Here is a 25,637-nt window from a genome sequence, read left to right on the forward strand (position 1 = left end):
GAGATGGGCCGGACAGCCCAATCGTTTCGGAAGGCAAGCAGTTGCAGATCACCAGCGTCGGCCACGCCGGGTTCCACATCCAGACCAAGGCGGGCTCCATCCTATGCGACCCGTGGGTGAACCCCGCCTACTTCGCGTCGTGGATCCCCTTCCCGGATAACACCGAACTCGACTGGGCCGAACTCGGCCAGTGCGACTACCTGTACGTCTCGCATCTGCACCGCGATCACTTCGACGAGAAGAACCTGCGCGAGAACATTTCCAAGGACGCGACGGTCTTGCTGCCCGACTACCCGGTGCCCGACCTCAAGCGTGAACTCGAAGCGCTCGGATTCACCAAGTTCGTCGAGACCGTCGACTCGCAGAAGCACCGCGTGAGCGGCCCCAAGGGCGACCTCGACGTCATGATCATCGCGCTGCGCGCTCCCGCCGACGGCCCGATCGGCGACTCGGGGCTGATCGTCTCCGACGGCGAGACCACCTGTTTCAACATGAACGACGCCCGGCCGATTGACCTCGACATCGTCGCCGAGGAGTTCGGTCACGTCGACATCCACCTGCTGCAGTACTCGGGCGCTATCTGGTACCCGATGGTCTACGACATCCCCCGCAAGTCGAAGGCGAACTTCGCCAAGCAGAAGCGCCAGCGCGGCATGGACCGGGCCCGCTCCTACATCGAGCAGGTCGGGGCCACCTGGGTGGTGCCGTCGGCCGGCCCGCCGATGTTCCTCGACGACGACCTGTTCAGCCTCAACGACTTCAACACCGGCAGCGAGTCCGACCAGGCGAGCATCTTCCCCGATCAAGCCGAGTTCCTGGAGCAGATGAAGTCCCACGGGACCGACGACGGCGAGAAGCACCGTGGCCTGATGATGGTCTCCGGTTCGGCCGTGACGTTGCAGGGGTCCGAACTCGTCGAACTGAGCCACCCGTACCCGCCGGAGCAGGTGTTCGGCGAGAACAAGCAGGCCTACCTGGAGCAGATGAAGGAGAAGTTCGCGCCGATCATCGCCGCGGAGAAGGCCACCTGGGCACCGGCAGATGGCGAGCCGCTGCTGCCCCAGCTGAAGGCGACGTTCGAGCCCATCATGAAGGAATCTGACCTCATCTCCGATGGGATCGGCTACCCGGTCGGCCTGGTCGTGGGCGAGGAGACCTTCGTGCTCGACTTCCCCAACCGGACCGTGCGCATGCGCGAGGACGGCGACGGCAAGTATCGCTACGGCTTCCGGATCGCCCCCGAGCTGGTGCGCACCGTGCTGCGCGACAACGAGCCCGACTGGGTCAACACGATCTTCCTCTCGACGCGCTTCACGACCTGGCGCATCGGTGGCTACAACGAATTCCTCTACACGTTCTTCAAGTGCCTCACCGAGGAGCGCGTCCACTACGCCGACGGCTGGTTCGCCGAGGCCCATGACGATTCGGCGTCGATCTGCAAGGACGGGTGGGAGATGCAGCGCCGCTGCCCGCACCTGAAGGCCGATCTGGAGAAGTTCGGAATCATCGAGGGCGACAAGCTGACGTGCAATCTACACGGATGGCAGTGGGACTTGGCGTCGGGTCGCTGTCTGACGTCGAAGGGCCACGAGATACGTGCCGAGCGTGTCGAAGGCTAGCGATACTACTGAACGCTCCTACGGCGGACGGTCGGTCTCCGATCGCCGCGCCGAGCGTCGCGAGCGCTTCTGGGAGGCCGGTGTCGAACTGTTCGGCACCATCGGCTTCACGAAGACGACGGTCGCCGAGCTGTGCTCGACGACGTCGCTGAGCCGTCGCCAGTTCTACGAGCTCTACGACAACCGCGAAGACCTCCTGCTGGAGTTGTACGAGCACATCCAGACTGTCGCCCGCGAAGCCGTGAGCGCCGCCGTCGTCGCCGAGATCGAGAAGGCCGACGACGGGACGTTCGACCTGCCGTCGATCGCGCACGCGGCGATGACCGCCTACATGTCGGCCGTCGCCACCGATCCGCGGTGGACCAGGATCTCGTTCATCGAAGTCGGCGGCATCGGCGAGCGCGTCGAGGAACGACGACGAGCCGGTCGCGAGGTCTGGGCCGAATTCTTCGTCACCACCGTCGCCGCGGTCACCGATCGCACCCCGGCCGAACTCGACTACGCCGCAACGGCATTCATCGGCGCGCTGACCCACGTCGTCTTCCGCTGGGGCACCAGCGATCCCCGACCGCCGCGCGAAGAGATCGTCGACCTCCTCACTCACCTCCTAATCTCGCTCGCCGTCGCGCGGGAGTGATCCACTCCCGACAGGGGTCAGCCGCTACCGGTAACGCAGGTCAATGTCGGCGCATTTTTGTGTCGCCCGCCACAGTCTGCTAGTTTCTCTCCAAAGTGATACACCAATGTTTCACATTTAGCTCGGGGAGATTTCATCATGACCACACGTGCCCGCCGCTCACTGCTTGCCGTCGTCGTCGCGGCTCTGACGGCTTTCACGCTGCTGTCGTCCGGATTCACGACGGCCGCTGACGCCGCTCCGTCGACAAGTCCCGCACCGTCTGCGGCGGCGAAACAGCCGCGGGTCCAGCCGGTTCTGCCCTTCCCTGTCCCACCGGCGCTGCCCGAGTTCGACCGCGACTTCTACCTCCCCGCCAAGAGCAAGTACAAGGACCTGCAGCCCGGTGAGCTGATCGCCGCACGACGGGTCAACCTCGCCACCTATTCATTCCTGCCGCTGAACGTCGACGCGTGGCTGATCTCGTACCGCTCGACGAACTCGCGCGGCGAGGCCATTCCCGCCGTCGCGACGGTGGCTAAGCCGAAGGGACCGCGGCCGCACAAGACGACGCGAGTGCTGTCCTTCCAGATCGCAGAGGACGGCACCGCCCTCTACTGTTCGCCCTCGTACCAGCTACAGATGGGCTCCATCCCGTCGAGCATCACCGGCAGCGTCGACGCCAACGCCGAGGGCCTGCTGATCAACTCAGCGCTCGCGTCGGGCTGGACACTCGTCATCCCCGACCACCAAGGTCCTGACTCGGCCTACGCCGCCGGCCCGCTCGCCGGACGCATCACCCTCGACGGCGTTCGTGCCGCGCAAAACTTCAACCCGCTGCGCATCACCAAAGACGCCAAGATCGCCATGACCGGCTACTCCGGCGGGGCGATCGCCACCGGCTGGGCGGCCGAGCTGCACAAGACCTACGCGCCTGAGCTCAACGTCGTCGGCGCGGCGATGGGCGGCGTCCCCGCAGACATCTCGGATCTGCTGAACAACGCGAACAACAACCTGACCTCCGGGCTCATCATGGGCGGCATGATCGGCGTCGCCCGCGAATACCCGGAACTCGAACGGTTCATGCGCGCGAAGATGAATCCGCTCGGCCAAGCACTGGTCGCGTCGAAGAACCCGATGTGCCTGACCTATCACGCCGCCATCGCACCGTTCATCAACATCAAGGGGCTGTTCAACGTGCCCGGCGACCCCATGCGGCATCCGACGGCACGCAAGGTCCTCGACCAGCTGCGCATGGGTCGCACCACTCCGGAATTCCCCATGCTGATCAACCAGGCCGTGATGGACGAGGTCGTGCCGGTCGGCCAGGTCGACCGGACCGTGCGCCAGTACTGTTCGCGCCCGGGCGCCCAGATCGAGTACGTCCGCGACCACTTCAGCGAGCACGTCACGCTGGCAGCGCTCAGCTTCCCGTCGTCGATGGTGTGGCTGAACGACCGGTTCAACGGCAAGCCCGCTAAGAAGCGCTGCAGCAGATTCGAGGCCGGAACGGTCGCCTTGAACCAGAAGGCGTGGCCCGCGTTCGCCAACCTCGTCGGCGACAACCTCGTCGCGATCGTCGGCATGCAGATCGGTCAGCCGGGTAGGCGCTAGACGGAAAACAAATTCGTCGCCTCTGGCGGGCTCCGTGGTCATATCGACCACGACGTGCCGCAGGGGCGACGAATTTGTCCGCCACCGTCACGAACGACTGGACCGCACGAACCCGAGCCCGGCGACGACAGCCGTCACGACGAGCCAGAAGGCGACGCCGATCAGCGTCGGCACCGCAACGACGTCGCGCCCCTCGTTGATCACGTCGGCGCCCGCGTAGGCGGCCAGCTCCGCGAAGAGGTTCCCGTACAGCAGCGACGGGACGGCGATCGCGACGGCCATCAGCACCGCGGCGACAGTCGCAAGACCGGCCAGACCGGCGAAGAGCCACCGCGCGGCCCCCGCCAGCGGCGTCCCGCCCGGGACGAACAGCTGGAATCCGAGCAGCGTCAGCGCCTCAAGCGCGACCACCACGACGACCCATCCCAGCGGCTGGATCGCCGGCACCGAACCGATGTCGTCGCCGTAATAGAAGCCGAGGCCGGCCCACCTCATCGGCAGGCCGCGCTCCTCCAGCGACACCCACGGCAGCAGGGTCATGGCGGCCGCGATCAGGGACGACACCGCGGCGGCCAGCGCGAAGCCGCGCGTACTCACTTCTTCGGCTCCAGCACCTCGACGCCGACAGAGGCGGCCAATTCGGGCGGCAGCACGACCGAGCCGTCGGGCTGCTGGTGGTTCTCCAGGATCGCGACGATCCACCGCGTGGTCGCCAACGTGCCGTTGAGCGTTGCGGCGATCTGCGGTTTGCCGTTCTCGTCGCGGTACCGGATCGACAGGCGCCGGGCCTGGAAGGTGGTGCAGTTCGACGTCGACGTCAGCTCCCGGTAGGTCTGCTGCGTCGGCACCCAGGCCTCGCAGTCGAACTTGCGGGCCGCCGAGCTGCCCAGGTCCCCGCCGGCGATGTCGATGACCCGGTAGGGCACGTCGATGGCGGCGAGCATCTCCCGCTCCCAGCCGAGGAGGCGCTGATGCTCGGCCTCGGCCTCCTCCGGGCGGCAGTAGACAAAGCCCTCGACCTTGTCGAACTGGTGCACGCGGATGATGCCCCGGGTGTCCTTGCCGTAGCTGCCGGCTTCCCGACGGAAGCAGCTCGACCAGCCGGCGTAGCGCTTCGGGCCGTCGGAGAGGTCGATGATCTCGTTGCTGTGGTATCCGGCCAACGGCACCTCCGAGGTGCCGACCAGGTAGAGGTCGTCGTCGGGCAGGTGATACACCTCGTCGGCGTGCGCCCCGAGGAAACCGGTGCCGCCCATGACCTCCGGCCGCACGAGCACCGGCGGAATCATCAGCTCGAAACCGTTCGCGACGGCCTTGCGGGCGGCCAGGTTCAGCAGCCCGAGCTGGAGCAGCGCGCCGTTGCCGGTGAGGAAGTAGAAGCGCGAGCCGGAGACCTTCGCTCCGCGCTCCATATCGATGAGGCCGAGTGATTCGCCGAGTTCGAGGTGGTCTTTGGGATCGGCGATCTCGCGCGGTTCGCCGACCGTCTCGACCAGGACGAAGTCGTCTTCGCCGCCGGCCGGCGCACCCTGCACGACGTTGGAGATCGCGCGGTGCGCGGCCTCGCTGTCAGCCTCGGCGGCGTTCTGCGCGGCGACGGCGGCCTTGACCCGCTCGGCCAGTTCTTTGCCGCGGGCCAACAGCTCGGTCTTCTCGTCGCCGTCGGCCTTGCCGACGAGCTTGCCCAGCGATTTCTGTTCCGCGCGGAGGTTGTCGGCTTCGACGATCGCCGCTCGCCGCCGGGCGTCGGCCTCCAGCGCCTGATCGACGAGCGCCGGATCCTCGCCTCGGATGCGCTGCGATTCGCGGACCAGTTCGGGCTCGTCGCGAAGAGTCTTGAGGTCGATCACCTCCCAGACACTACCCATGCGTCTGCGAGCGGGCATTATGGAGGGGATGACTTCCGACGACGAGTTCACCATGTCTGACGAGCCGGACACCGCCGCGCCCGGCGCCGGTACAGCCGAGCAGGCGCCGTCCCGGCTCACGCGCTGGCGCACCGCGATGGCCACCCACCCGTTGCGGGTACTGCTCGCCGCCGGGGTCGCGGGCGCCGTCGTCATCGGCGCGACCGCCGTCGTCACCAATGCGATCGACGGATCCGGCCAGGTCGGTGGCACGAAGATCGGCGTCGGCGAGCGCGTCGCCCAAGACGCGTTCACCCAATCCCAGGCCGGCGACTGCCTGCAGTGGGAGGAGGGCAAGCCCGGCGCTCCGTCGAAGGTCGCGTGCGACGAACCGCATCGCTTCGAGGTCGCCGCCGCCGTCGACGGCACGATCCTGCCCGGCGGCGAGTTCTCCGAATCGGCGCCCTGGCCCGGCCCGGAACGCTTCAGCGCCATCCGTACCGAGCACTGCCCGACGCTGGTCACCTCCTACCTGCAGGGACGCCACGATCCGCAGGGGCGTTTCGTGCCCAGCCTGATCTATCCGTCGAAAGCCCAGTGGGAGCGCGGACAGCGCGACCTGCGCTGCGGGCTGATCGAGCAGGGAATCGGCGGCAGTGAAATGGAGATCGTCGGCAAGGTCGCCGACCTCGACCAGTCCCAGCAGTGGGCGCCGGGCACCTGCATCGGCATCAACCCGCAGACCCGTCAGGCGACCTTCCCGGTGAACTGCGCCGAGCCGCACGCCTTCCAGACGACGGGCGTCATCGACATGTCCGCGCGTTTCGGGGCCCGTACATCGGGCAAGCGATGGCCCGGCATCGACGAGCAGAACAAGTTCCTCACCCCGATCTGTCCCGTTCAGGCGCACCGTTTCATGGGCGGCAAGCGCAAGTTCGAGAAGTCGACGCTGAACGTCCAGTGGTCGACCATCTCCGAGATCGGCTGGCTGGCCGGCAGCCGCAAGGCGGTCTGCTACATGGGCCTGCCGCATCGCGGCGGCTTCGCGACGCTGGTCGGCGACGCGCGGCAGCAGCTGTTGATCAACGGGAAGATCCCGACGCCGCCGCCGGCCGCACCGCCCGGCCGCGCACTGCCGACGCCGGTGCCGTTGCCTCCGGGCATCGCGCCGAACCCGGCCGAGCAACCCGCTCCGGCGGGCTGACGTGCGGATAGGCAATCGCGCGTTCGACGAGCTGGTGAACGACGCGCTCGACGAGATCCCCGAGGAACTCGCGCGGGAGATGTCGAACGTCGTCATCCTCGTCGAACCGATGCACCCCGAAGGACCGCATCTGCTCGGTCTCTACGAGGGGGTCGCCCTCACCGAGCGCACCACCGAGTACGCCGGCTTCCTGCCGGACACGATCACGATCTACCGCGACTCCATCCTGGCCATCTGTTCGTCGCCCGACGAGGTGCGCGAGCAGGTGCGCATCACGGTGATCCACGAGATCGCGCACCATTTCGGCATCGACGACCAGTGGCTGCACGACCACGGCTGGGCCTGACCTACCCCATCGGGCTGGCGTCGCCCTCGGCATCCGGTTCGAACGGGGCGACGCGGTCGCCCCAGCGATGCGCGGCCCAGGTGCCGTCGGCATCCCCGTCGGCCGCATAGCTCAGTTCGACGACGCCGGTGTTCGGCAAATGGTTGGAGACCGCGAAATGCGGATCGACCTCGGCGAGACGGGCGGCGACCAGCCGAATGGCGGCGCCATGGCTGACGACGTAGACGTCGCGGCCTTCCGGTCCCACCAGGTATTTCCGCGTGACCTCGTCGATCACCGGCAAGTACCGGCCGAACACGTCGTCGAGGGATTCGCCGCCGGGCAGCGAAACCGCCGTGTCGCCGTGATGCCATTTCTCCACGACCTCGCCGAAGGCCTTGTACGCCTCGGCGTCGTTGCGGTCCTCCAGGTCGCCGACCTGGACCTCGTGCAGGCCGTCGGCCACCTCGGGCTCGACACCCCACAGATTGCCCACCACCTCGGCGGTCTGCTGGGCGCGCCGGGCCACCGAGCTGACGAGTACCGTCGGCCGCTCGTCGGCCCGGGCGTTCTCCAACGCGAACCGGGCCGCCTGGCGCACGCCGAAGTCGGTGAGCGCCGCACCCGGCATGGCGGTGTCGAGCCGGCGCATCACGTTGGAAGTGGTCTCGCCGTGGCGGACCAGGTACAAGCGAGGCATCAGCGCCCCCCGTCGCGCAGCCGGGTGAACCAGGCCTCGCTGTCGCGGTGATCGGGCGGCGGTGTGCCGCCGACCCCGTCGACGGGCCAGGAGCCGAGGAACACCACCTGCTCGACCGTGCGGTGCAGGGCGCGCAGCGCCTCACCGATCGCGGCATCGTCGATGTGGCCGATGACGTCGATGAAGAACCGGTATTCCAGCCCCGGTCCGCTGCTGCGCCGCGGGCGCGATTCGATACGGGTCAGATCGATGCCGCGCGCGGCGAACTCGTCGAGGGCGCCCAGCAGGCTGCCCGGCCGGTTGGGGAGGTCGACGATGACCGAGGTGCGGTCGTTGCCGGTGCGCGCCGTGGCCGGTCCGGGACGGCCGAGCAGCACGAAACGGGTCGCGGCGTCGGCGCTGTCGGCGACGCCGTCCGCCAGCGCGCGCAGCCCGAAGGACTCAGCGGCGACCGGCGTGGTGACCGCGGCGTCGGCGGCGCCCTCGGCGACATCGTGCGCCGCCGCCGAATTCGACGACGCGAGCACGAACTCGGCGTTCGGGAAACGCTCCGCGACGGTGGCCCGGACCTGCGCCTGGGCGACCGGGTAGGCGGCGATCGTGCGCACCTCCGCGGGCGCTAGTCCGGTCTTGGCCGCGATGGTGAAGGCGATGTCGAGGACGGTCTCGGCGAATACCTGCACGCGGTCGGCCGCCGAGGCCGGGACGAGGGCGTCCATGGTCGCCGGCACCGATCCCTCGATCGAACTCTCCACCGGCACGCAGCCGAAGTCGGCCGCACCCGTGCGCACCGCTTCGATGACCGCAGTCGGGCTGGCGACCGGCAGCCGCTCGACGTCGTCGGCGACCCCGGCCAGCGGCCCGGCCCCGGTGCCGAGGAGACGGTTCATCGCCATCTCGGTAAACGTTCCGGCGGGTCCGAAGAAGGCGATCACGGGCACGATGTCAGGTTAGCCGTATACTGGCCGCGGCGGTGCTCATGTGCCGCCGAGGCGATGGATCTCGCCGGGGCGCTCGACGCCCGACCCGCCGCTTCGGCTGATAGTTCCTGGTCAACCCGGATTCCGTGTGCTCGGAATCACCACGACCAGGAGAGGAAGCGCTCCCCCATGACCCGTCTCGGCACCGTCTTCCGCGACTGCCCCGGCTTGCTTCTCGTATTTGTCGGAGGGGCCGTCGGCACCGCTATCCGGCTGCATCTGGAGCAGGCCGCGCCCACCGAATCCGGCCGTTGGCCGCTGACCACCTTCGCCATCAACCTCACCGGCGCGCTGGTGCTGGCCGCGCTTCTCGAATTCCTCGCGTCGTCGCGGCTCGACGACGAACCAGCCCGCCGCATCCGTTTGTTCGGCGGCACCGGGTTGTGCGGCGGGTTCACGACCTACAGCACGTTCGCCGACGAGCAGGTCGCATTGATCCGCGACGGCTACCTGCCGATGGCTCTCGGCTACGGCGCCGCGACCTTGCTGTTGGGCGCCATCGGCACCGTCGCCGGCTTGGTCATCGGAGCGCGGCTGGCCGGCCGCACCGCGTCGACCGAGCCCGACGTCATCGACCCGGACACCGGCACGGCGCCGGGACACGAGCTGAATCCGGAGGCGCCCCGATGAACGCGTGGACCGCGGCCGCGTACGCGGCGGGCGGCCTCGGAGCGCTGGCGCGATACGTCATCGATGCGTCGGTCAAAGCCCGGGTCACCGCGCAGCTGCCGGTGGCGACGATCGCGATCAACATCGCCGGCTCGGCTCTGCTGGGCTTGATCACCGGCCTGGTCGTGTTCGCCGGCACCCCGTCGACGCTGGCGCTGGTGGCGGGAACCGGATTCTGCGGCGGCTTCACGACGTTCAGCACCGCCAGCTTCGAAACCGTCGCCCTGGCGCGGCGCGGAGAGACACGACTGGCGGTCGTGAACGCCGTCGGCAGCTGGGTCGCGGCCGTCCTCGCGTGCGGCGCGGGCATGTGGGTCGCGTGGCTGATCCGCTAGCTACTTCCTGACCTCGCTGAACCCCAACCCGTCGCCGATGACGAGGAAGCCGACGAACGCGACGACGTCGATGAGCGCGTGAGCGATGACCAGCGGCCACACCCGGTTGGTGCGCTGGTAGTAGCGCCCGAAGACGAGACCCATCACGACGTTGCCCAGACCGCCGCCGATTCCCTGGTACAGGTGGTAGCTGCCGCGCAGCACAGCGCTGTACGCGAGCGCCGACATGTCGTTGAGGCCGAGTTGCCGCAGACGCACCAGCAGGTAGGCGACGACGACCACCTCCTCGGCGACCGCGTTGCCGATCGCCACGGCGATCAGGAGCGGTATCTGCCACCACGGACCGCTCGTGTCGCTGGGTACGAGTGCCGCGTTCATCCCCAGCAGATGCGCCACATAGACGAGGGCGAGACCGGGCAGGCCGATCAGCGCCGCGAGCCCGACACCGGCGGGCACGTCGCGTCGGCCCGGTCGGCGGGTGAGGCCGACCGTCGAGAGCCGAATCCCGCTGCGCCACAACAGGTAGCAGCACAGCGCGGCCATTCCGACGAGGCGCACGACCGACAGCGTCTGCCGTGCGGCGTCGATCCAGCCCACCGTCGAACGCGACGGGTTGAGCGCGATCGTCTGCTGGTCGATGCCGCCGGTCAGCTGAGCCTCGACGAGCGACAAGATCGCCAGGAGCGCCGACATCCCGAAGGTGAAGATCCCGACGATCGCCAGTTCGATCCACAGTGCCCGCCGCTCGCGCGGGTCGGTGACCGGATCGATGCTCACCCGGCCACCCTAAGTCCACCCGTCGCCACTCCCCCGCAAACCCAGCAGTTGGGGACATACCCAACACCGAAAACCTGTCGGGTTTGTCGCGAGGTGCGGGGTTTGCGGACTCCTACTCGGCCAGCCAGGGCGGGCGCCCGACGCCGGTCATGCGCACGGTGCCCCACTGCGTGATCTCGGCGAGCTTCGCCTGTACCGGCTCGTGCTCCCCGCACGCGACCTCGACCCGCTTGGTGCCGGCGTAGAAGAGTTCCGGAGCACGGTTGCCGTGCAGGATTCCGGCCCAGTGGAATTGACCGTCGTTGCCGTCGATGTGCCCGCGAGCGCGCAGCCGCGCGCCGAACTCCTCGCCGTCGGCCATGACGCGCACCCCGTCGTCGAAGACCGCGGCCTCGACCGTCTCCTCGGTGAACCAGTCGTAGTCGACCGGGTTGAAGCGCCGTAGCGGATCGTGCTTGGCCGAGGTGAACAGACGTGACCGGCGGCGCGGCGACGATGGATTGTGCTGAACCGGCGGCCGGACCCGTACCCCGTGCGCTCCGGCGATCTGGGCCTCGGTGAGGGCGGCGACGATGTAGCCGACGGACTCGTCGCGGCAGTAGAACCGATTCGGCGTCTGCTCGGCGGCGACCGTCAGGTAGTTCGACGGCGGCGCCGCCTCGTCGGTCACGACGAGATCGGCATGCGAAGGGTCGTCGACGATGCGGAACTCCAGCGGCGACGCTTCCAGGTGGCGGCGCGTGGAAGTGATCGCATTCGACGAGCCGACGAGCGCGATCGTGGTCACGGCAGGAACTTCGATCGACGCCACAGGTACTCCGAGACCGGGCCCATCAGGTCGGCCTGACGCAGGAACGACGCCAGCGGCGCGAACGACTTGACCTGCACTTCGTGGAACTTCGGATTCGCCCGGGCGATGCGCGCCGCCTCGCGCGGATTCGCGATTCCGGCACGGCGGTACATCTGCGGGTTCGTGAACAGCCGGCGGAAGACCGGACCGCCGAGTCCGTGAAGGTTCGCCGCGACCAGCGACTCCCAGCGCGAACGGACCGGCTTGCGGCGCATAACACCGTCGCGGGCGAAGCCGATGTGCCTGGCTTCCTCGGTGACATGAATCTGCATCAGTCTGGCGACGATGGGCTGCAACTCGGGGTCGGTCCGCATCTCGCGCTGCAAGGCGTCGAACAGCTCCTCGCCGATGAGGGTGATCACCCAGAGCAACGTGCCCCGCATGACAGCGGGCAGGGCGAGCATGGCCGCCCGCTCCCACGGGCGCATCATGTACGGCCGCGCACCGCTGCGCTCGATCACCTTCCCGAACATCGTCATATGCCGGCACTCGTCGCCCATCTCGGTGAGCTCGTAGTGCGAGGTCGCCGCGGCGGGATCCTCACGCATCAAGCGGATCAGCAGTGCCCGGTTGAGGAGGTTCTCGAACCAGATGCCAACTGACAGCACGTGGGCCATCTCCTGCCGGGAGAGTTCGATGCGCTCGTCGGTGGTCATCGACTCCCACAACGGGGTGCCGTAGAGCGAGAGCACCTTCGGCGGAAGAAAGTACTTCCCCTCCTCAAGCGGCGCATCCCAGTCGAGTTCGACGATGGGATCGTAGGAGCGCGCCGACGATCCCTTGAGCAGACGGGTCGCGATCGCGGTACGGCCATCGGCGTCGTGGTCGCGCTGTGCGCTGGATTTGGTCTTGCGGTCGTTGTTCACAACGGTCATCGGTCAAACCCTTCTGTGTGACCTCCAACACTATGGCCGAGCACCCGTATCGTCAATGACCACTGTGCCAGTAGGCAATGTCATTGTTGGGTCGCGCACATCGGCGGCGCGTTTCAGCGTCGACTCAGCCGTGATGCGTACATTTGTCCGGGTGAACGACCCGCGCCAGCAGCCGAACCTGCGGCGCCGACGCCAGGAGCAGGACCAACAGGCCGGGACACAGTCGCCCCCGCCCCGGCCCCGCACCCCTGGACCGGCGCCGCGGTCCGACGACGCGCGCGCCGGGCAGGGGATTCCCGCCCCGCCCCGGCCACCGGCGCGCGACCCCGCGGCCACCGCCCAGGCGAACCAGACGCCCGTCTATCAACCGCCGCTCGCTTGGTCGGCGCCACCGAACGACCGGCCGGCCAATCGCACGGCACAGCCGCGCCAGGCTCAACCCGGCCGGGCACCGCAACGCCCCGGCCAGGGCCCCAACCGACGGCCGGCGCCACCCCCCGCCGGGCGCGAGACGGGCCGCAAGTACGCACCCACCCAGACGCCGGAACCGCTGCCGAGCGGCGAGCGGGTCAACCGCGCCGGAGCCGGCGGAAAGCCCCCGACCGGGAAGCCGCCGCGCCGCGCGACGAATTCGGACAAACCGCGCCAGCCCAAGCCGGCACGCCCGAAGAAGCGACGCCGGCTCGTGTCCGTCCGGGGGGTGCTCACCCTCCTGCTGGTCCTGATCATCACCGCGCTCGTCGCCGCGGTCGGCGGCCTCGTCTACTACGACGGCAAGCTGACGCGCGTCAACGCCCTCAACTTCGGCGACCGCATCCGGTCGACGCCGGGGACCAACTGGCTCATCGTCGGCACCGACTCCCGCGACGGGATGACCGCGGCCGAACGCAGGAAGCTATCGACCGGACCCGACGAGGGGGGCGCCCGCACCGACACGATCATGCTCGTCTCGAAACCGACGAGCGGCCCGACGGCGATCGTCTCGATTCCCCGCGACCTCTTCGTCGAGATTCCCGACGGCTACGGACAGCACAAGATCAACGCGGCATTCAACATGGGCGGGCCGCAGTTGCTGGTGCGCACTGTCGAAGCGTTGTCCGGGGTGCACATCGACCACTACGCGGAGATCGGGTTCGGCGGTTTCGCCAACGTCGTCGACGCCATAGGCGGCATCGACATCTGCCTCAAACAGTCCCTGCGCGACCCGAAGGCCGGGCTCCGGTTGAGGGCCGGCTGCCAGAAGATCAACGGCCGCCAAGCGCTCGGCCTGGTGCGCAGCCGCGACTTCCCCAACGCCGACCTGCAGCGCGTCGTCAACCAGCGCAAGGTATTCGCGGCGCTGATGGCGAAGGCGACCAGCCCCGGCGTGCTGCTCAACCCGTTCCAGCTGCTGCCCTTTGTCGACGGCATCGTCGGGGCCCTGACCGTCGACACCAACGACCATTCCTGGGACCTGCTGGCGCTGGCGTGGGGGCTGCGCGGATCGGCGTTGATGGTCACCGTGCCGACCGGCGGCCAGGTGTGGAGCGGCGACGGTGACTCGCTCGCCGTCGGCTCCAACACCGAGGAGTTCTTCGCGCGCCTCGCCCGTGGCCTGCCCGTCGACCCGAAGTCGGTCGACGAGGGCGACGCCGCGATCGGCTAGAGATTCCCTCCGGCGGCGGCCGGGGCGGAGTCGTCGGCGGTGTCCTGCCCGTTGATCTCACGTTCGACGAAGGTCTCGAGGTCGAAGATGTTGCCCTTGGCGCGCTCGGCGATGGTGAGCAGCGTGGTCATCGTCGCGACCTCCTCGACCTGCTCCTTGAGGAACCACTGCATGAACTGCTCGCCGAGGTAGTCGCCGTCGTCGCGGGCGACGCGCGCCAGGTTGACGATCTGCTCGGTGACCTCCTGCTCCTGCCGCAGGGCGAGCTTGATGGGCTCGGTGAAGTCGCCGAACTTGTTGAGCGGGGTGTCGACACCCGGTATCTCGACGGCCTGCCCGCGGTCCAGGAAGTACTGAACGATCATCATCGCGTGATTGCGCTCTTCGACCGATTGCTCGTAGAAGTGCTGCGCGAGCTGAGGCATGTCCTCGTTGTCGTAGTAGACGGCAATCGCGTTGTACTGCTGACTCGCGGCGAACTCGTTGGTGATCTGATCGGCGAGCAGTTGCTGAAACTTCGTCCGTTCGGTCATTCAGCAATCGTAGATGCAAACGTCGCATCGACGTGCGGCTCCCGTGGGCACGGTCGGCGGAATTCTGGGCACGGTCGGAGGGATTCTGGGCACGCTCGGCGAAAATCCGGGCACGGTCGGCGGGATTCTGGGCACGGTCGGCGGGGCTAGATGCGCAGCGTGATCTGCCGCGTCCGGATTCCCGCACGCGACCGGCGCTGCTCGCCGGTGAGTTCGGACTTGTCGGCCATCGCCTCGACGAGCCAGGCGTCGAACTGGTCCAGACCGTCGTACCACTCGTCCGAGTGCTTCTCGGGGTCGAGGTCGAAGACGGGGACGATGAGCCCGTGGGTGCGGAACGAACCCGCGAACCGCGAGCCCTCACCGAGCGTCAGATGTCCGTCTGCGTGCAACCGCGCCATCGCCGTCATCACCGCGTCCTCATCCTCGGGACGGACCCAGCGCAGGTGTGCGCGCTCGCCCGCATCCGCCCACCACGGAGCGCCCAGCCCGCTCTTGGGTGTCATCCGGGCCGCCGGCGTGATCGTTCCGGCCGCGTTGTCGAGCATCTCCCGGACCGCGGGCTCCAGTTTCGCACCCGGCGCGTACCACCACGCGAAGTCTTCGTGGACGGTGATGTCCAGGGGCGCATCGACGTCGAGCAGGTCGGCCAGCGACTTGTCGGTCGGTTCGCCCGGGAACTGCTCGTCGCTCTTCGCGTGTGCCGCCCAGTCGACGGCTGCCGCGAACTCCGCGGCGATGTCGGCCGGCTCGGGGTCGACCTGCAAGCCGGCGAATCCTTCGCGCGCACCCTTGCCGTCGCGGACCATGGCGCCGACCGCGCCGGGCAGGACCGTCCCGACGCTGACGTGGTTGCGGACGCCCTCCTTCTGCACCGAGGGTCCGGGCTCGTCATCGGGGACGACGGACTTCAGCTCGGGCTCGGGCGGGCCCGGCTCGATCAGGGACAGTCGAGCGGTCGCCGAGGCGACGAAGGTGCGCAGGGCGACGAGATCGCACTCGGCGGCGAGACCCTCGAAAGGACGCTTGGGCGCCGCGGCGGCCGCGGCCTGGCGCTCCTTGCGCGCGGCGACCCTCTCGGCACGATTACTTCCCGGGCGCGGGCCGCTGCCGCGCTTGCTCTTCTTGCCCATGGTCCAACTCTTTCACACGCGACGCGATGTGCGTGCCGCTGGCCGGATTCAGACCGTGACCAGCCAGTCGCGCACGTTCGCCGGATGATTCGTCGCTATCCACCGCACGCCGATATCGGCGCACAGCTGGACGTCGGGCCGGTCCTCGACGGTCCAGCAGTAAGTGACCCGGCCGGCCGCTGCCGCCTTGTCGACGAGTTCGGGGTGCATGCGCAGGGTCTCGACCGACGGACCGATCCCCGTCGCGCCGACCGCCGTGGCGGCGCTCCCGCCGAGTACCCGCGCGGTGTCTCCCAGCAGGATCGTCGGAAGCATGGGCGCGTTCCGGCGGATCCGCCACACCCCCGACGACGAGAACGAGATGACCACGGCTCGGCTGTGATCGGCCGACGGCGGGGTGGCCACTGAGAAGCGGTGCAGCGTCTCCAGCAGCTTCTGCTCGACGAGGCTGCCGAAGCGGACCGGATGCTTGGTCTCGATGAACAGCCGGACGGGTCGCCGCCAGTCCAGGGTGAGGGTCATCAACTCGTCCAGCGTCAGGACGGTCGCCGACCGTCCGCCGAACCAGCTGCCGAAGTCATGCTCGCGCAACTGCGCGAGCGTCATCTCGCTGACGGCGCCGGTGCCGTCGGAGGTCCGGTCGATCGTCCGGTCGTGGATGCAGACGAGTTCGTGGTCCGCGGTGAGTCGCACATCGCATTCGAGGCCATCCGCGCCCTGTTCGAGGGCGAGTTCATAGGCGGCGAGGGTGTGTTCGGGAGCATCGCCCGAGGCTCCGCGGTGAGCTACGACGGCCGGCTTGCCCGATCGGGACACGCGCTGCTCGGTCACGCGTTGACCCATCGGCGTTTGGTCCCGGCCTGGTCCCGGACGGGCGCCGGATCGAAGACCCGGACCAGTCGCGGAATCATCCACCAGGCGAAGGCCGCCGAGGCCAGGGCGGACACGATGAACAGCACCAGCGAATCGGCTTGGGTCTGCAAGCTGCCGCTCTGGCTGCCCGCGCGCCGTGCCAGTGCCGCCCACAGCGCGACCCCGTTCACCAGGACCCACGCGATCCAGATCTTGCGCAGTTCGACCGCCGCTCGCGGCGTCATCACCCGACTGTCGATCAACGCGGCCTCCCGCACCACGAACGGCGCGGTGATCACGTTGAGCAACGGAGTCACCGACATCGGCCACAGGAACCACCGCGGCCGAGGTTCCAGCCGGTGCGCGTGGCGGTAGGCGAGGGCGCGAGTCGCGATTACCCACTGGCCGAACCGGAACAGGGCGAAGAGCATGGCACCGACGGCGAGACCACCGGAGAGGATCACGAGACCAGAGGTCAGGAGATCCAGCCAGCCCGGGATCAGCCGATCCCGGCCGATGACGACGAGCAGATATCGCAGCAGGTGGATACCGGCGCTGACCGCCAGCACGATGGCCACCTGGTGCGCGGCGCGGACGAATCGCAGCGACTCGGCTTTGGCCTGCTGTTCGACGGGGACCTCGAGCCAGCTGGCCGGCAGGTCGCGCAGCCCCCACGTGGGGATGGTCCGGTACCTAGGCGTCGGACGGGGCGCCGCTCCCCAGCTTCGGCGGCGCGGCGCGGGCCGTGCTTCGGGCGGACGCTGAGCGACCCAACGGACCTTGGGGGACGCGCCCGGGCGGTAACCGGCGACGCGCTGCTGCGGCGGCCGGGCGACGACTGGCGCCGGTGCTTCGGCGAGCGCCTGTGAGACGCGGTCCGTGGTGACGACGACGAGGATGCCGTTGCAGCGCGGGCAACGCGTGCGCCCGGCGCGGTGCGGAGCCTGGATCCGGCAGTTGCGGCAGAGGTCGACCAGTTTGGCGGCGGCGGGAGGTTGAGTCATGGTCCGCCTCACGTCCCCGTCTCGACCGGCTTGCCGCTGGCCTCCCACGCGACCATCCCGCCTTGCACGCAGGTTGCCTCCCGGCCGACGTGCTCGAAGTACTCCAGCATTCGGAAGGAGCGGCCACTGGTGCGGCAGATGACGAAGAGTTCGGCGTCGGGATCGATCTCCTCGATCCGCGCGGGTACCTCGCCGAGCGGGATGTGCAGGGCGCCGCGAACGTGGCCGCCCTCCCACTCGTCCGGTTCACGAATGTCGAGCAGGATGCGGTCAGTCTCTGCGGTGAAGTCATCGGGGAGTTCGGTCACCGGCACCTGTTCGAATGCGGGCATGCTCCCATCGTGGCACAGGTTGTATTCGCCGGGCGGCCCAACGTCGACCCTTCGACTGCGACCGGCGACGCGAAGCCCCATCGAGTGCCCGGTGTCAAGCACGGATCCCACGCCGGCCAGGCCGGCGAAGATATCCACAGGTCACGGGCATAGGCGTTTTACCCGCAAAGATTCGCCCCCTGAACCACTACATGAGAGTGAATCCCCGATTGAGCAGTGTGGCCACAAACCAGCCCAATTGTGAACTGCGCCACCAATTCACGCGAGCGCCGGTGAATTCCCAGCACTATTTCGAATTTGGACACGATGTGTTTGTAGATTGCCACAAAACTGATATTGCCTGTGGACAACGTGTGGACAACTCCTCGGGCGCTCAGATCTCCGGCCAATTCCGTTCCAAGCCGTCGATGATGAAATCGACCTTCGCATCCACCGCGCCTCGTTCGGTCCATGAATCCTGCGGGCGCATCGTCGAATCATCGTCGAGCGCCTCGCGCACACGGTCGAGACCGGTCGCCCCGTCGGAGTCGATGGCACGCATGGAATCGATGCTCAGGTACGAGGCGAAGATGGTGTCGCCGAGGAAATCGAGCGCGAACATCGCCTGCCCCCGGGTTCGTCCCGCACCGGCCAGCGCCTCCGCATACGCGGCGAAGATGTGGTCGATTCGGGTGAAGGCGGTGGGGAGCGCATAGACCAGCCGACTCAGACCGGGATACTCCTCGCACACCCGCCAGCACTCGTCGGACCACAGCCGCAACACCTCTCGCCATCCCGTACCCGGCGTGGGCACGCGCAGCGTCGCCGCCGCCGTATCCAGACAGGCGATCACCAGATCGTCCCGGGACGGGAAGAGCCGGTAGATCGCCCCGGTCACGACACCGAGGCGGTCGGCCACCGCACTCATCGTGAAGGTGTCCATGCCCTCGGCGATCGCCGCTTCGACGACGTCGGCCGCGGTGAACGCCGGCTTTCGGCCCGCGCGCTTGCCGGCGCGAACAGCGGGCGGCTCCGGTTCGGGCGTCGTCACATGCACGGATCCAGATTAGTTCGTGAGCTGCCACCCCTGGGCACTGCGCAGACGGTCCCAGAAGCCCGCGTACGTCCCGCCCGCGGCGAGCAGCTCGTCGTGCGTGCCGACGCGCTCGACCCGTCCATCGCCATCGAGGGACACGATCTGGTCGGCCTTGGCGATCGTGTCGAGCCGGTGGGCGATGATCAGGATGGTCGCCTGCTCACGCAGCTTCTCCACGGCGGCAACGACATTCGCCTCGTTCTCCACGTCGAGAGCCGACGTCGCCTCGTCGAGGAGGACGATGGACGCCCGTTTCAGCAGTGCGCGAGCGATCGCCACGCGCTGACGCTCACCGCCGGACAGCGCGCGGCCGCCCTCACCGACGCGGGTCGCCCAGCCCTCCGGCAGGCGCTCGGCGATCTCGGTGACACCCGCCAGGTCGGCGGCTTCGCGGATCTCGCCCGCCGTCGCATCCTCGCGGCCCACCGCGATGTTCGCCTCGAGGGTGTCGTCGAACAGGTACACGTCCTGGAACACCATCGACAACTGGCCCATCAGCTGCTCGCCGGTTTGCTCGGCGACCGGTGTGCCGCCGACCCGAACCACACCCGAATCGACGTCGTAGAAGCGGCTGACGAGTCGGGCGACCGTCGTCTTGCCGCTGCCCGACGGGCCGACCAGCGCGACCATCGAACCCGCCGGCACCGACAGCGAAACGTTCCGCAGAACCGCGGCGCTGTCGGCAGAGTACGAGAACGCCACGTCGTCCAGCTCGATCGTGCCCGGCGCGGGCAAGTCGGCCGCCGTCGTCGCCTCGGGCAGCGGTTGCGCGGTGAGCACCTCGTCGAGTGCATCGAGCAACGGGCGCCGCGATTCCAGCGACATCGAGGCTTCGGTGATCGTCGACAGTGTCGTCGTGAACCGCAGGGCGAGGCCGATGAACGCCAACGCCGGGATCGGCTCCAACGACCCGGAGACGGCGAGTGTGCCCGTCACGCTGATCAGCGCGACGACCACGGCCTGGGTCGCCATGCCGCTGAACAGCAGTCCCACCGTCTCCAACCACAGGGCGCGATGCTTGGTCGCACGGGTCTGCTCCAGCGCGTCTTGCAGCGGCGGGAAGTCGTCGGAGCGGCCGCATGAGCGCAGCGCGCCCTGGCACTGCGAGAACTCGACGATGCGGTCGGCGAGGATGACCTCCTCCGGCTCGTGAAGGTTGCGGCCCTTGCGCATGAACGCCGTCGACACCAGCGTGATGACGATGAACACCGGGGCCGCGAGGGTAAGGACAAGACCGAGCACCGGGTTCCAGCACCAGGCGGCGATCACGATGACCACGGCCGAGGTGATGCGTGAAACGAGCGGGCCGAGCATGTGCGCGAAGATCTCGCCGGCCATCATCAGCTCGGTGGACACCATTCGCGACAACCGGCCGGCGACCGGGCGGGCGAACCACCCCAGCGGTTGCTTCGACACCTGGTCGCCGATGATGCGGTGGATGCTCTTCAGGAAGTCCAGCGCCACCGCGTAGGTCCGCTGACTCTGCCAGTAGTTCAGCCCGAAACTGGCCGCGGCGAGGAAGGCGAAAACCCACAGCCAGCCGCCCAGTCCCATGCCCCACACGGGTTCGCCAGAAGCCAACGAACTGATCGCGGGCAGCATCGCCGCCAGCGCGAGCCCTTCAGCGAGCCCGCACAGCACGGCGATCGCGATCGCCGGCTGTAGCGCGTCCGGATTGGACACCATGCGCCGCATGCGCGGTACGACGTCGAGCAGCGGCAGGTTCGGTTGGGTCGTGCTCATCGACGGTCTCCTTGGATCGCGTTGTCGGTTTCGTCTTCCAGGGCGTGGCCGGCGGATTCCCACAGGCGCGCGTAGCCCCGTTCGGCGAGCAGGTCGTCGTGCGTGCCGGTCGCGACGACGCGGCCGGATTCGACGAGGACGATCTGGTCGACGCCCGTGATCACCTCGGGCCGGTGTCCGATGAGCAGCACGGTCCGGCCTTTGACCAGCTCCGACAGCGCCTGCTGAATCTGGTGCTGCGATTCCAGGTCGGTCAGCGCCGTCGCCTCGTCGAGGATGAGGATCGGCGCGTCGACGAGGAGTGCGCGGGCGATCGCGATGCGCTGCGCCTGTCCGCCGGAGAGCCCCGTGTCACTGCCGTAGACGGTGTCCAGGCCGTTCGGCAGGGCCTCGATCTCGTCGAGCACGCGAGCGGCGCGGGCCGCGGCGCGGATCTGTTCGTCGGTGGCGTCGGGCCTGCCCAGGGCGATGTTGTCGCGGATGCTGATGCCCAGCAACTGCGGATCTTGCAGCACGAACCCGACGTGCGAATAGAGGTCGGCGATCTGGCCGACCGGCACACCACCGATGCTGATGGTGCCCGACCGCGGATCGTCGAAGCGAGCGAGCAGCGTCGCGATAGTCGACTTCCCCGAGCCCGACGGTCCGACGAGCGCGGTGATCGTGCCCTCGCGGAGGGTGAAGCTCACCCCGTCGAGGGCGAGTACGGCGTCGTCTCCCTGTCCGTACGAGTAGCTGACGTCGTCGAAGACGACCTCGCCGCCGGCGGGTACCGCGCCCTGGCCGTCGTCGGGCAGCGCCGGAGTGTCGAGGAGGGTGACGAGGCGGGTGGCCGCCGCACCGGCCATCTGCTGCGACCACATGGCCGACATCAGCGTCTCCAGTGCGTACGGGACCAGCAGCGCGATCAGCGAGGTCGCCAGCACGTCGGCGGGGGTGACCGTGCCGCGGTGCACGAGCCAGGCGCCACCGCCGATGTTGATCAGCAAGATCAACGGGACGGCGAGCAGCGAAATCCCCAGCGAACTGCCCCGGATCATCGGCTTCACCCAGGCGTAGTAGAACTCCTGGAACTCGTCGGCCGCCTCCTGGTAGGCGCGGTGCGCCCGGCCGACCCGGCCGAAGGCCTTGACCACCGAAATGCCGGTGACGAACTCGACCATGCGGGCGGAGACGGTCGCCAGCCGCTGATCCATCTCGACGGTCTTCTCGCCCATGCCGCGCATGCTGAACGCCATCATCGTCGCGTAGAGCGGCAGCGTCGCGATGGACAGCAGACCGAGGCGCCAATCGACGATGAACGCGTAGACCATGAGCGCGAGCGGCATCACGATGGCGTTCGTGCCGTCGACCGGCTGGTGTGCGATCAGGTGGTGGACGGTGCCGATGTCGTCCTGCAGGGCTGTGCGCACACGGCCCGAGTTCGTCGAGGTGAACCAGTTGAGCGGAACCTTCGACAACCGCGCGACCATGCGCTCGCGGACGAGGTGACCGAACCGGATGTCGGCGAAGTGGGTGATCAGCAGCGCGAGGAAGTAGATGCCCAGCCGGAGCGTGAACGTGATGATCAGGATCCGGAGCCAGCGACCGACCTCGTCGCCGTCGACGGCGGTGTCGGTGCGCGCGGAGTCGAGCAGACTGGCGCCGATGTGGACCAGTGCGATGTAGGGAACGACGGCGAGCACCGCGGAGATGACGGCCAGCGCCCTGCCCACGTTCAATTGGGCGGCCACCGGGCGAATCAGGTCCTTGAGCGCTTTCGCGTCGGCCCGCTGCTGGGCCTTGAGGTCATTCGGTTGCGGTTCCGGCGGCGTCTGCACCGCGGGTTCGATCGCTGTCACTGTCATGAACGTATGCCTCGCTCGCAATAAGTTAGGGTAACCAAACCCATTTGTGAATGGGCTTCACAATAACCAGGCGCGGCGAGTCCCGCAAGAGGGTCTTCGACACGTGTTCGGCGCTCGCTCGTCAGTCGGTGGCCAGGAACTCGCGCAAGCGCTGCGCCTCCTCAGCGACCTCGCGGCGCTGTGCGGGCGGGACGTCGACGAGGTAGTCGATCACCGGTTCGGTATCGGCGACCTTCCAGGTCCCGGCCAGCCGGCCGTCGACGAGGACGAAGCCGGGGCTTCGCCCGTTGGGCGTGACGGTCTTGGCGAATACGTCGGGATCGGCGACGCGAATCCGGTCGGCCGGTGCCTGCGCGACGAGGATGTGGTCGAAGGGCGCGACGAGGCGAACCGGCGCGGGTTCGTCGCCGTCGGCGATCGGCAGGCCGTCGAGGTCGTAGAGTTCCTCGCCGTTCGGACCGTCGACGCGAGCCAGCTCCCAGTCGGCCGTCATCGCTTTCACCAGCTTGCCCAGCCCGGTCAATCCCGCCCACGTCTGGATTCCCGCGATGCTCGCGGGGCCGAAGCCGCGCAGGTACATGCGGATCAGGTCCTTGCGCGCCTCGTCGTCGACGACGGCGGGTTCGCCGGGGCCGATCCAGTCGTCGAGCAACGCGTAGGTGGGATCTCCGCCGCCGTTGGCCGACGCCCAGGTTCCGCGCGGCGGTACCTGCACCAGGTGCAAGGCGTTGCGCACCACCGCCATGAGGTCGGCGACCGGCGCGTCCGGCCAGCGCTTCGCGAGTAACTCCCGCAACTGCCGTGACGGCACCTCGCCACCCGAGATCGCCTCACGACCGGCCTCGACGACCGCGTCGGCCGCGACGCCGTCGGGGAGCTTGTGCGTGCCGCGGGTGAAGGCGTCGATCCGCGGCTGCACCAGCGCCCGCATCCACCGCGCGTCGTGCGCATCCATCGTGAGCAGTGTGCCGCGCAGCACGACCGACCGCACGATCTCCCGGTCGACGAGCAGATCGTCGTAGTCGGCGGGATCGAATCCCGCGATGCGCGACCACAATCCGAAAAACGGCGGACGCGGATCCTGCGCCTGAAGCCCGACACAGCGGTCCAGGACTTCGATGACGTCCTCATCGATCCGATCGAGCAGATGCTGACGCGACAACAGTGTGCGGTTCCACTGCGCGAGCGTGATCACGACGCGAAGGTCACCCCGGTCGACGCGTGGCAGCGGTACCCGTTCGGGTTCTTCGCGAGATACTGCTGGTGATAGTCCTCGGCGTAGTAGAACCGCCCGTCGCCGGCGTCGCTCAGCGGCGCTATCTCGGTGGTGATCGGCCCATAGCCGGCGGCGGTCAGCGCCGGCTGGAACCGCTCGGCGACCTCGCGGGCGACCTGCGCGTCCTCGGCGGTGCAGGTATAGATCGCCGACCGGTATTGCGTGCCAATGTCGTTACCCTGCCGCATCTCCTGTGTCGGGTCGTGCGTCTCGAAGAACACCCGCAGGATCGTCGGCAGGTCGGTTTCGTTCTCGTCGAACACAACCAGGACCGCTTCGGTGTGTCCGGTCCGCGCCGTGCAGACCTCTTCGTAGGTCGGGTTGGGCGTGAAGCCGCCCGCGTACCCCACGGCGGTGGTGTAGATGCCGGGCAGCTGCCAGCAGATCTCCTCGACGCCCCAGAAGCAGCCGCCGCCGAGGACGACCGCGCGCCGGCCGGGCCCCCAATCACAGATGCCGTTGCTCGAGACCATCGGTGTGCCGAGGACGATGTTGCGATCAGCGACCGGCATCGGCCGATCGCGTCCTTCCAATGCATCGTCCGCGTCGACCAACACTTGCTTCCGACCGGTGAAACCCCAGGACATGACCTCGATCGTACGCGGATGTCGCGCCGGTGCGAGCGCTAGAAGGACCGTTGGTTTGAGTTCGGCCAAAACCCGTGTCTATGATGACCGTCACATCGATGTGTGATGCAGTTCACCATCGTCAATCTGTGCGACGACCCCCGAGAGGAAGAGGAAGTATGGCGACGACGACACGTTCGGCGGACCTGTCATCACAGCCCATGCCCTCTTATGACATCTCGGGCTCCTGTTTGTGGACGGTCGCCACGATCGTCCCGCTCGCGATCCTCCTCGTCGTACTCGCCATCTGACGCCGGACGTCGGGTCGTTCCACTTCGCCTGATTCTCGCTGCGCAGTTCGGGCACGGTCGGCGGGATTCTGGGCACGGTCGGCGGGATTCTGGGCACGGTCGGCGGGATTCTGGGCACGGTCGGCGGGATTCTGGGCACGGTCGGCGGTGGCGATTCCCGGATCCGCCGACTCGAAGCCCCCACGCGGAGCGATACGGTGGAATAGTCAGGTGAGAACGACCGAAAACTGAAACTGCGAAGGGAAGACAAGTGGCTGAATACACTCTGCCCGATCTCGACTACGACTACGGCGCGCTGGAGCCCCACATCTCGGGCCGCATCATGGAGCTGCACCACGACAAGCACCACGCGACCTATGTGAAGGGCGCCAACACCGCGCTGGAGAAGCTGGCCGCGGCCCGCGAAGACGGCACGATCGCCGATAAGGTCTACGGGCTCTCGGCGAACCTGTCCTTCCACCTGGGCGGCCACACGAACCACTCGATCTTCTGGAAGAACCTGTCCCCCAACGGCGGCGGCGAGCCTACCGGCGACCTGGCGGACGCGATCAACAACGACTTCGGCGGATTCGACAAGTTCCAGGCTCACTTCACCGCCGCTGCCACGACCCTGCAGGGTTCGGGCTGGGCGATCCTCGGCTACGACACCATCGGTCAGCGCCTGGTCATCCAGCAGCTGACCGACCAGAGCGGCAACACCTCGGCCGCTCTCATCCCGGTCGTCATGCTCGACATGTGGGAGCACGCCTTCTACCTCGACTACCAGAACGTGAAGCCCGACTACGTCAAGGCGTGGTGGAACGTCGTGAACTGGGCCGACGCCGGCGAGCGCTACGACCGCGCGGTCAAGCAGGGCTCGGGCCTCGTCGTTTCGGCCTGATACGACAAATTCGTCCGGCATAGCCACCG

At 68.0% G+C, this 25,637-nt stretch carries 26 protein-coding genes; 9 read left to right on the top strand and 17 right to left on the bottom strand.

The window, feature by feature from the left end:
• The first annotated feature begins 41 nt into the window (after nt 1-41).
• The 3 genes from GOARA_RS08495 to GOARA_RS08505 all read left to right on the top strand — a co-directional run bounded on the left by GOARA_RS08495 (nt 42) and on the right by GOARA_RS08505 (nt 3,849).
• On the top strand, nt 42-1,619 hold the full coding sequence (locus tag GOARA_RS08495) for an MBL fold metallo-hydrolase (RefSeq protein WP_007321935.1): 1,578 nt from the start codon (nt 42-44) through the stop codon (nt 1,617-1,619).
• Nucleotides 1,606-2,256 carry a TetR/AcrR family transcriptional regulator gene (locus tag GOARA_RS08500; protein ID WP_007321936.1) on the top strand — a complete coding sequence of 217 codons (651 nt, stop codon included), beginning with the start codon at nt 1,606-1,608 and terminating at the stop codon, nt 2,254-2,256. The genes GOARA_RS08495 and GOARA_RS08500 overlap by 14 nt, the downstream gene beginning before the upstream one ends.
• 138 nt (nt 2,257-2,394) lie before the next feature.
• Complete coding sequence (locus tag GOARA_RS08505; RefSeq protein WP_007321937.1) at nt 2,395-3,849, top strand: lipase family protein; 1,455 nt, start codon at nt 2,395-2,397, stop codon at nt 3,847-3,849.
• 87 nt (nt 3,850-3,936) lie between these two features.
• On the opposite strand, the gene GOARA_RS18920 is transcribed toward GOARA_RS08505, so the two are convergent.
• A complete protein-coding gene (locus GOARA_RS18920; RefSeq protein WP_007321938.1) occupies nt 3,937-4,446 on the bottom strand; it encodes a hypothetical protein in 510 nt (169 codons plus the stop codon).
• A complete protein-coding gene (gene serS, locus GOARA_RS08515) occupies nt 4,443-5,699 on the bottom strand; it encodes a serine--tRNA ligase (RefSeq protein ID WP_040522368.1) in 1,257 nt (418 codons plus the stop codon). The genes GOARA_RS18920 and serS overlap by 4 nt, the downstream gene beginning before the upstream one ends.
• 46 nt (nt 5,700-5,745) lie before the next feature.
• Here serS and GOARA_RS08520 point away from each other — a divergent pair, with 46 nt between their 5' ends.
• A complete protein-coding gene (locus GOARA_RS08520) occupies nt 5,746-6,900 on the top strand; it encodes a septum formation family protein (RefSeq protein ID WP_007321940.1) in 1,155 nt (384 codons plus the stop codon).
• 1 nt (nt 6,901) lies between these two features.
• Complete coding sequence (locus GOARA_RS08525) at nt 6,902-7,246, top strand: metallopeptidase family protein (RefSeq protein ID WP_007321941.1); 345 nt, start codon at nt 6,902-6,904, stop codon at nt 7,244-7,246.
• 1 nt (nt 7,247) lies between these two features.
• On the opposite strand, the gene GOARA_RS08530 is transcribed toward GOARA_RS08525, so the two are convergent.
• Both GOARA_RS08530 and pheA read right to left on the bottom strand, forming a co-directional pair.
• Entirely contained in the window at nt 7,248-7,925 is a 678-nt protein-coding gene (locus tag GOARA_RS08530) for a histidine phosphatase family protein (RefSeq protein WP_007321942.1), read from the bottom strand.
• Nucleotides 7,925-8,869 carry a prephenate dehydratase gene (pheA, locus tag GOARA_RS08535; RefSeq protein WP_083834826.1) on the bottom strand — a complete coding sequence of 315 codons (945 nt, stop codon included), beginning with the start codon at nt 8,867-8,869 and terminating at the stop codon, nt 7,925-7,927. Before pheA ends, GOARA_RS08530 begins: the two co-directional genes overlap by 1 nt.
• Nucleotides 8,870-9,034: 165 nt before the next feature.
• On the opposite strand from pheA, the gene GOARA_RS08540 reads away from it, so the two are divergent.
• Complete coding sequence (locus GOARA_RS08540) at nt 9,035-9,535, top strand: fluoride efflux transporter FluC (protein ID WP_007321944.1); 501 nt, start codon at nt 9,035-9,037, stop codon at nt 9,533-9,535.
• On the top strand, nt 9,532-9,909 hold the full coding sequence (locus GOARA_RS08545; RefSeq protein ID WP_007321945.1) for a fluoride efflux transporter FluC: 378 nt from the start codon (nt 9,532-9,534) through the stop codon (nt 9,907-9,909). The genes GOARA_RS08540 and GOARA_RS08545 overlap by 4 nt, the downstream gene beginning before the upstream one ends.
• On the opposite strand, the gene GOARA_RS08550 is transcribed toward GOARA_RS08545, so the two are convergent.
• The 3 genes from GOARA_RS08550 to GOARA_RS08560 form a co-directional block, all read right to left on the bottom strand.
• Nucleotides 9,910-10,686 (bottom strand): CPBP family intramembrane glutamic endopeptidase, encoded by a 777-nt coding sequence (locus GOARA_RS08550; protein ID WP_007321946.1) that lies wholly within the window; start codon nt 10,684-10,686, stop codon nt 9,910-9,912.
• 112 nt (nt 10,687-10,798) lie between these two features.
• A complete protein-coding gene (locus GOARA_RS08555; RefSeq protein ID WP_007321947.1) occupies nt 10,799-11,473 on the bottom strand; it encodes a DUF4873 domain-containing protein in 675 nt (224 codons plus the stop codon).
• On the bottom strand, nt 11,470-12,411 hold the full coding sequence (locus tag GOARA_RS08560; protein ID WP_007321948.1) for an AurF N-oxygenase family protein: 942 nt from the start codon (nt 12,409-12,411) through the stop codon (nt 11,470-11,472). Before GOARA_RS08560 ends, GOARA_RS08555 begins: the two co-directional genes overlap by 4 nt.
• 151 nt (nt 12,412-12,562) lie before the next feature.
• On the opposite strand from GOARA_RS08560, the gene GOARA_RS19355 reads away from it, so the two are divergent.
• Entirely contained in the window at nt 12,563-14,056 is a 1,494-nt protein-coding gene (locus GOARA_RS19355) for an LCP family protein (RefSeq protein ID WP_245548392.1), read from the top strand.
• Here GOARA_RS19355 and GOARA_RS08570 read toward each other — a convergent pair.
• The 10 genes from GOARA_RS08570 to msrA form a co-directional block, all read right to left on the bottom strand.
• Nucleotides 14,053-14,589, bottom strand: a complete 537-nt coding sequence (locus tag GOARA_RS08570; RefSeq protein ID WP_007321950.1) for a ferritin — start codon at nt 14,587-14,589, stop codon at nt 14,053-14,055. The two genes, GOARA_RS19355 and GOARA_RS08570, sit on opposite strands and share 4 nt — an antisense overlap.
• Before the next feature lie 146 nt (nt 14,590-14,735).
• A complete protein-coding gene (locus GOARA_RS08575) occupies nt 14,736-15,722 on the bottom strand; it encodes a DUF5926 family protein (RefSeq protein WP_007321951.1) in 987 nt (328 codons plus the stop codon).
• 48 nt (nt 15,723-15,770) lie between these two features.
• Nucleotides 15,771-16,553 (bottom strand): glycerophosphodiester phosphodiesterase, encoded by a 783-nt coding sequence (locus tag GOARA_RS08580; RefSeq protein ID WP_007321952.1) that lies wholly within the window; start codon nt 16,551-16,553, stop codon nt 15,771-15,773.
• A complete protein-coding gene (locus GOARA_RS08585) occupies nt 16,550-17,578 on the bottom strand; it encodes a DUF4328 domain-containing protein (RefSeq protein ID WP_007321953.1) in 1,029 nt (342 codons plus the stop codon). Before GOARA_RS08585 ends, GOARA_RS08580 begins: the two co-directional genes overlap by 4 nt.
• A gap of 8 nt (nt 17,579-17,586) precedes the next feature.
• Nucleotides 17,587-17,910, bottom strand: a complete 324-nt coding sequence (locus GOARA_RS08590; protein ID WP_040522377.1) for a rhodanese-like domain-containing protein — start codon at nt 17,908-17,910, stop codon at nt 17,587-17,589.
• Nucleotides 17,911-18,283: 373 nt separating this feature from the next.
• Complete coding sequence (locus GOARA_RS08595) at nt 18,284-18,946, bottom strand: TetR/AcrR family transcriptional regulator (RefSeq protein WP_007321955.1); 663 nt, start codon at nt 18,944-18,946, stop codon at nt 18,284-18,286.
• Nucleotides 18,947-18,955: 9 nt separating this feature from the next.
• Complete coding sequence (locus tag GOARA_RS08600) at nt 18,956-20,728, bottom strand: ABC transporter ATP-binding protein (protein ID WP_007321956.1); 1,773 nt, start codon at nt 20,726-20,728, stop codon at nt 18,956-18,958.
• Nucleotides 20,725-22,575, bottom strand: coding sequence for an ABC transporter ATP-binding protein (locus GOARA_RS08605; protein ID WP_007321957.1), 1,851 nt, complete (start codon nt 22,573-22,575; stop codon nt 20,725-20,727). Before GOARA_RS08605 ends, GOARA_RS08600 begins: the two co-directional genes overlap by 4 nt.
• Before the next feature lie 121 nt (nt 22,576-22,696).
• The gene (locus GOARA_RS08610) at nt 22,697-23,770 is read right to left on the bottom strand and encodes a winged helix DNA-binding domain-containing protein (protein WP_007321958.1); all 1,074 of its coding nucleotides are present in this window, start codon (nt 23,768-23,770) and stop codon (nt 22,697-22,699) included.
• Nucleotides 23,767-24,438, bottom strand: coding sequence for a peptide-methionine (S)-S-oxide reductase MsrA (gene msrA, locus GOARA_RS08615; protein ID WP_040522380.1), 672 nt, complete (start codon nt 24,436-24,438; stop codon nt 23,767-23,769). The genes GOARA_RS08610 and msrA overlap by 4 nt, the downstream gene beginning before the upstream one ends.
• Before the next feature lie 540 nt (nt 24,439-24,978).
• Here msrA and GOARA_RS08620 point away from each other — a divergent pair.
• Nucleotides 24,979-25,608 (top strand): superoxide dismutase, encoded by a 630-nt coding sequence (locus GOARA_RS08620; protein ID WP_007321960.1) that lies wholly within the window; start codon nt 24,979-24,981, stop codon nt 25,606-25,608.
• The last annotated feature ends 29 nt before the right edge of the window (nt 25,609-25,637 follow it).

Source organism: Gordonia araii NBRC 100433 (genome assembly GCF_000241265.1).
Taxonomy (GTDB): domain Bacteria; phylum Actinomycetota; class Actinomycetes; order Mycobacteriales; family Mycobacteriaceae; genus Gordonia; species Gordonia araii.

Bases quoted from the DNA above. Each gene is read 5' to 3' on its own strand.
- GOARA_RS08530 (WP_007321942.1), bottom strand. From the start codon at position 7,925: ATGCCTCGCTTGTACCTGGTCCGCCACGGCGAGACCACTTCCAACGTG.
- GOARA_RS08560 (WP_007321948.1), bottom strand. From the start codon at position 12,411: ATGACCGTTGTGAACAACGACCGCAAGACCAAATCCAGCGCACAGCGC.
- GOARA_RS08505 (WP_007321937.1), top strand. From the start codon at position 2,395: ATGACCACACGTGCCCGCCGCTCACTGCTTGCCGTCGTCGTCGCGGCT.
- GOARA_RS08590 (WP_040522377.1), bottom strand. From the start codon at position 17,910: ATGCCCGCATTCGAACAGGTGCCGGTGACCGAACTCCCCGATGACTTC.
- GOARA_RS08540 (WP_007321944.1), top strand. From the start codon at position 9,035: ATGACCCGTCTCGGCACCGTCTTCCGCGACTGCCCCGGCTTGCTTCTC.
- msrA (WP_040522380.1), bottom strand. From the start codon at position 24,438: ATGTCCTGGGGTTTCACCGGTCGGAAGCAAGTGTTGGTCGACGCGGAC.
- GOARA_RS08570 (WP_007321950.1), bottom strand. From the start codon at position 14,589: ATGACCGAACGGACGAAGTTTCAGCAACTGCTCGCCGATCAGATCACC.
- GOARA_RS08575 (WP_007321951.1), bottom strand. From the start codon at position 15,722: ATGGGCAAGAAGAGCAAGCGCGGCAGCGGCCCGCGCCCGGGAAGTAAT.
- GOARA_RS08600 (WP_007321956.1), bottom strand. From the start codon at position 20,728: ATGAGCACGACCCAACCGAACCTGCCGCTGCTCGACGTCGTACCGCGC.
- GOARA_RS08520 (WP_007321940.1), top strand. From the start codon at position 5,746: ATGACTTCCGACGACGAGTTCACCATGTCTGACGAGCCGGACACCGCC.
- GOARA_RS08545 (WP_007321945.1), top strand. From the start codon at position 9,532: ATGAACGCGTGGACCGCGGCCGCGTACGCGGCGGGCGGCCTCGGAGCG.
- GOARA_RS08585 (WP_007321953.1), bottom strand. From the start codon at position 17,578: ATGACTCAACCTCCCGCCGCCGCCAAACTGGTCGACCTCTGCCGCAAC.
- GOARA_RS08605 (WP_007321957.1), bottom strand. From the start codon at position 22,575: ATGACAGTGACAGCGATCGAACCCGCGGTGCAGACGCCGCCGGAACCG.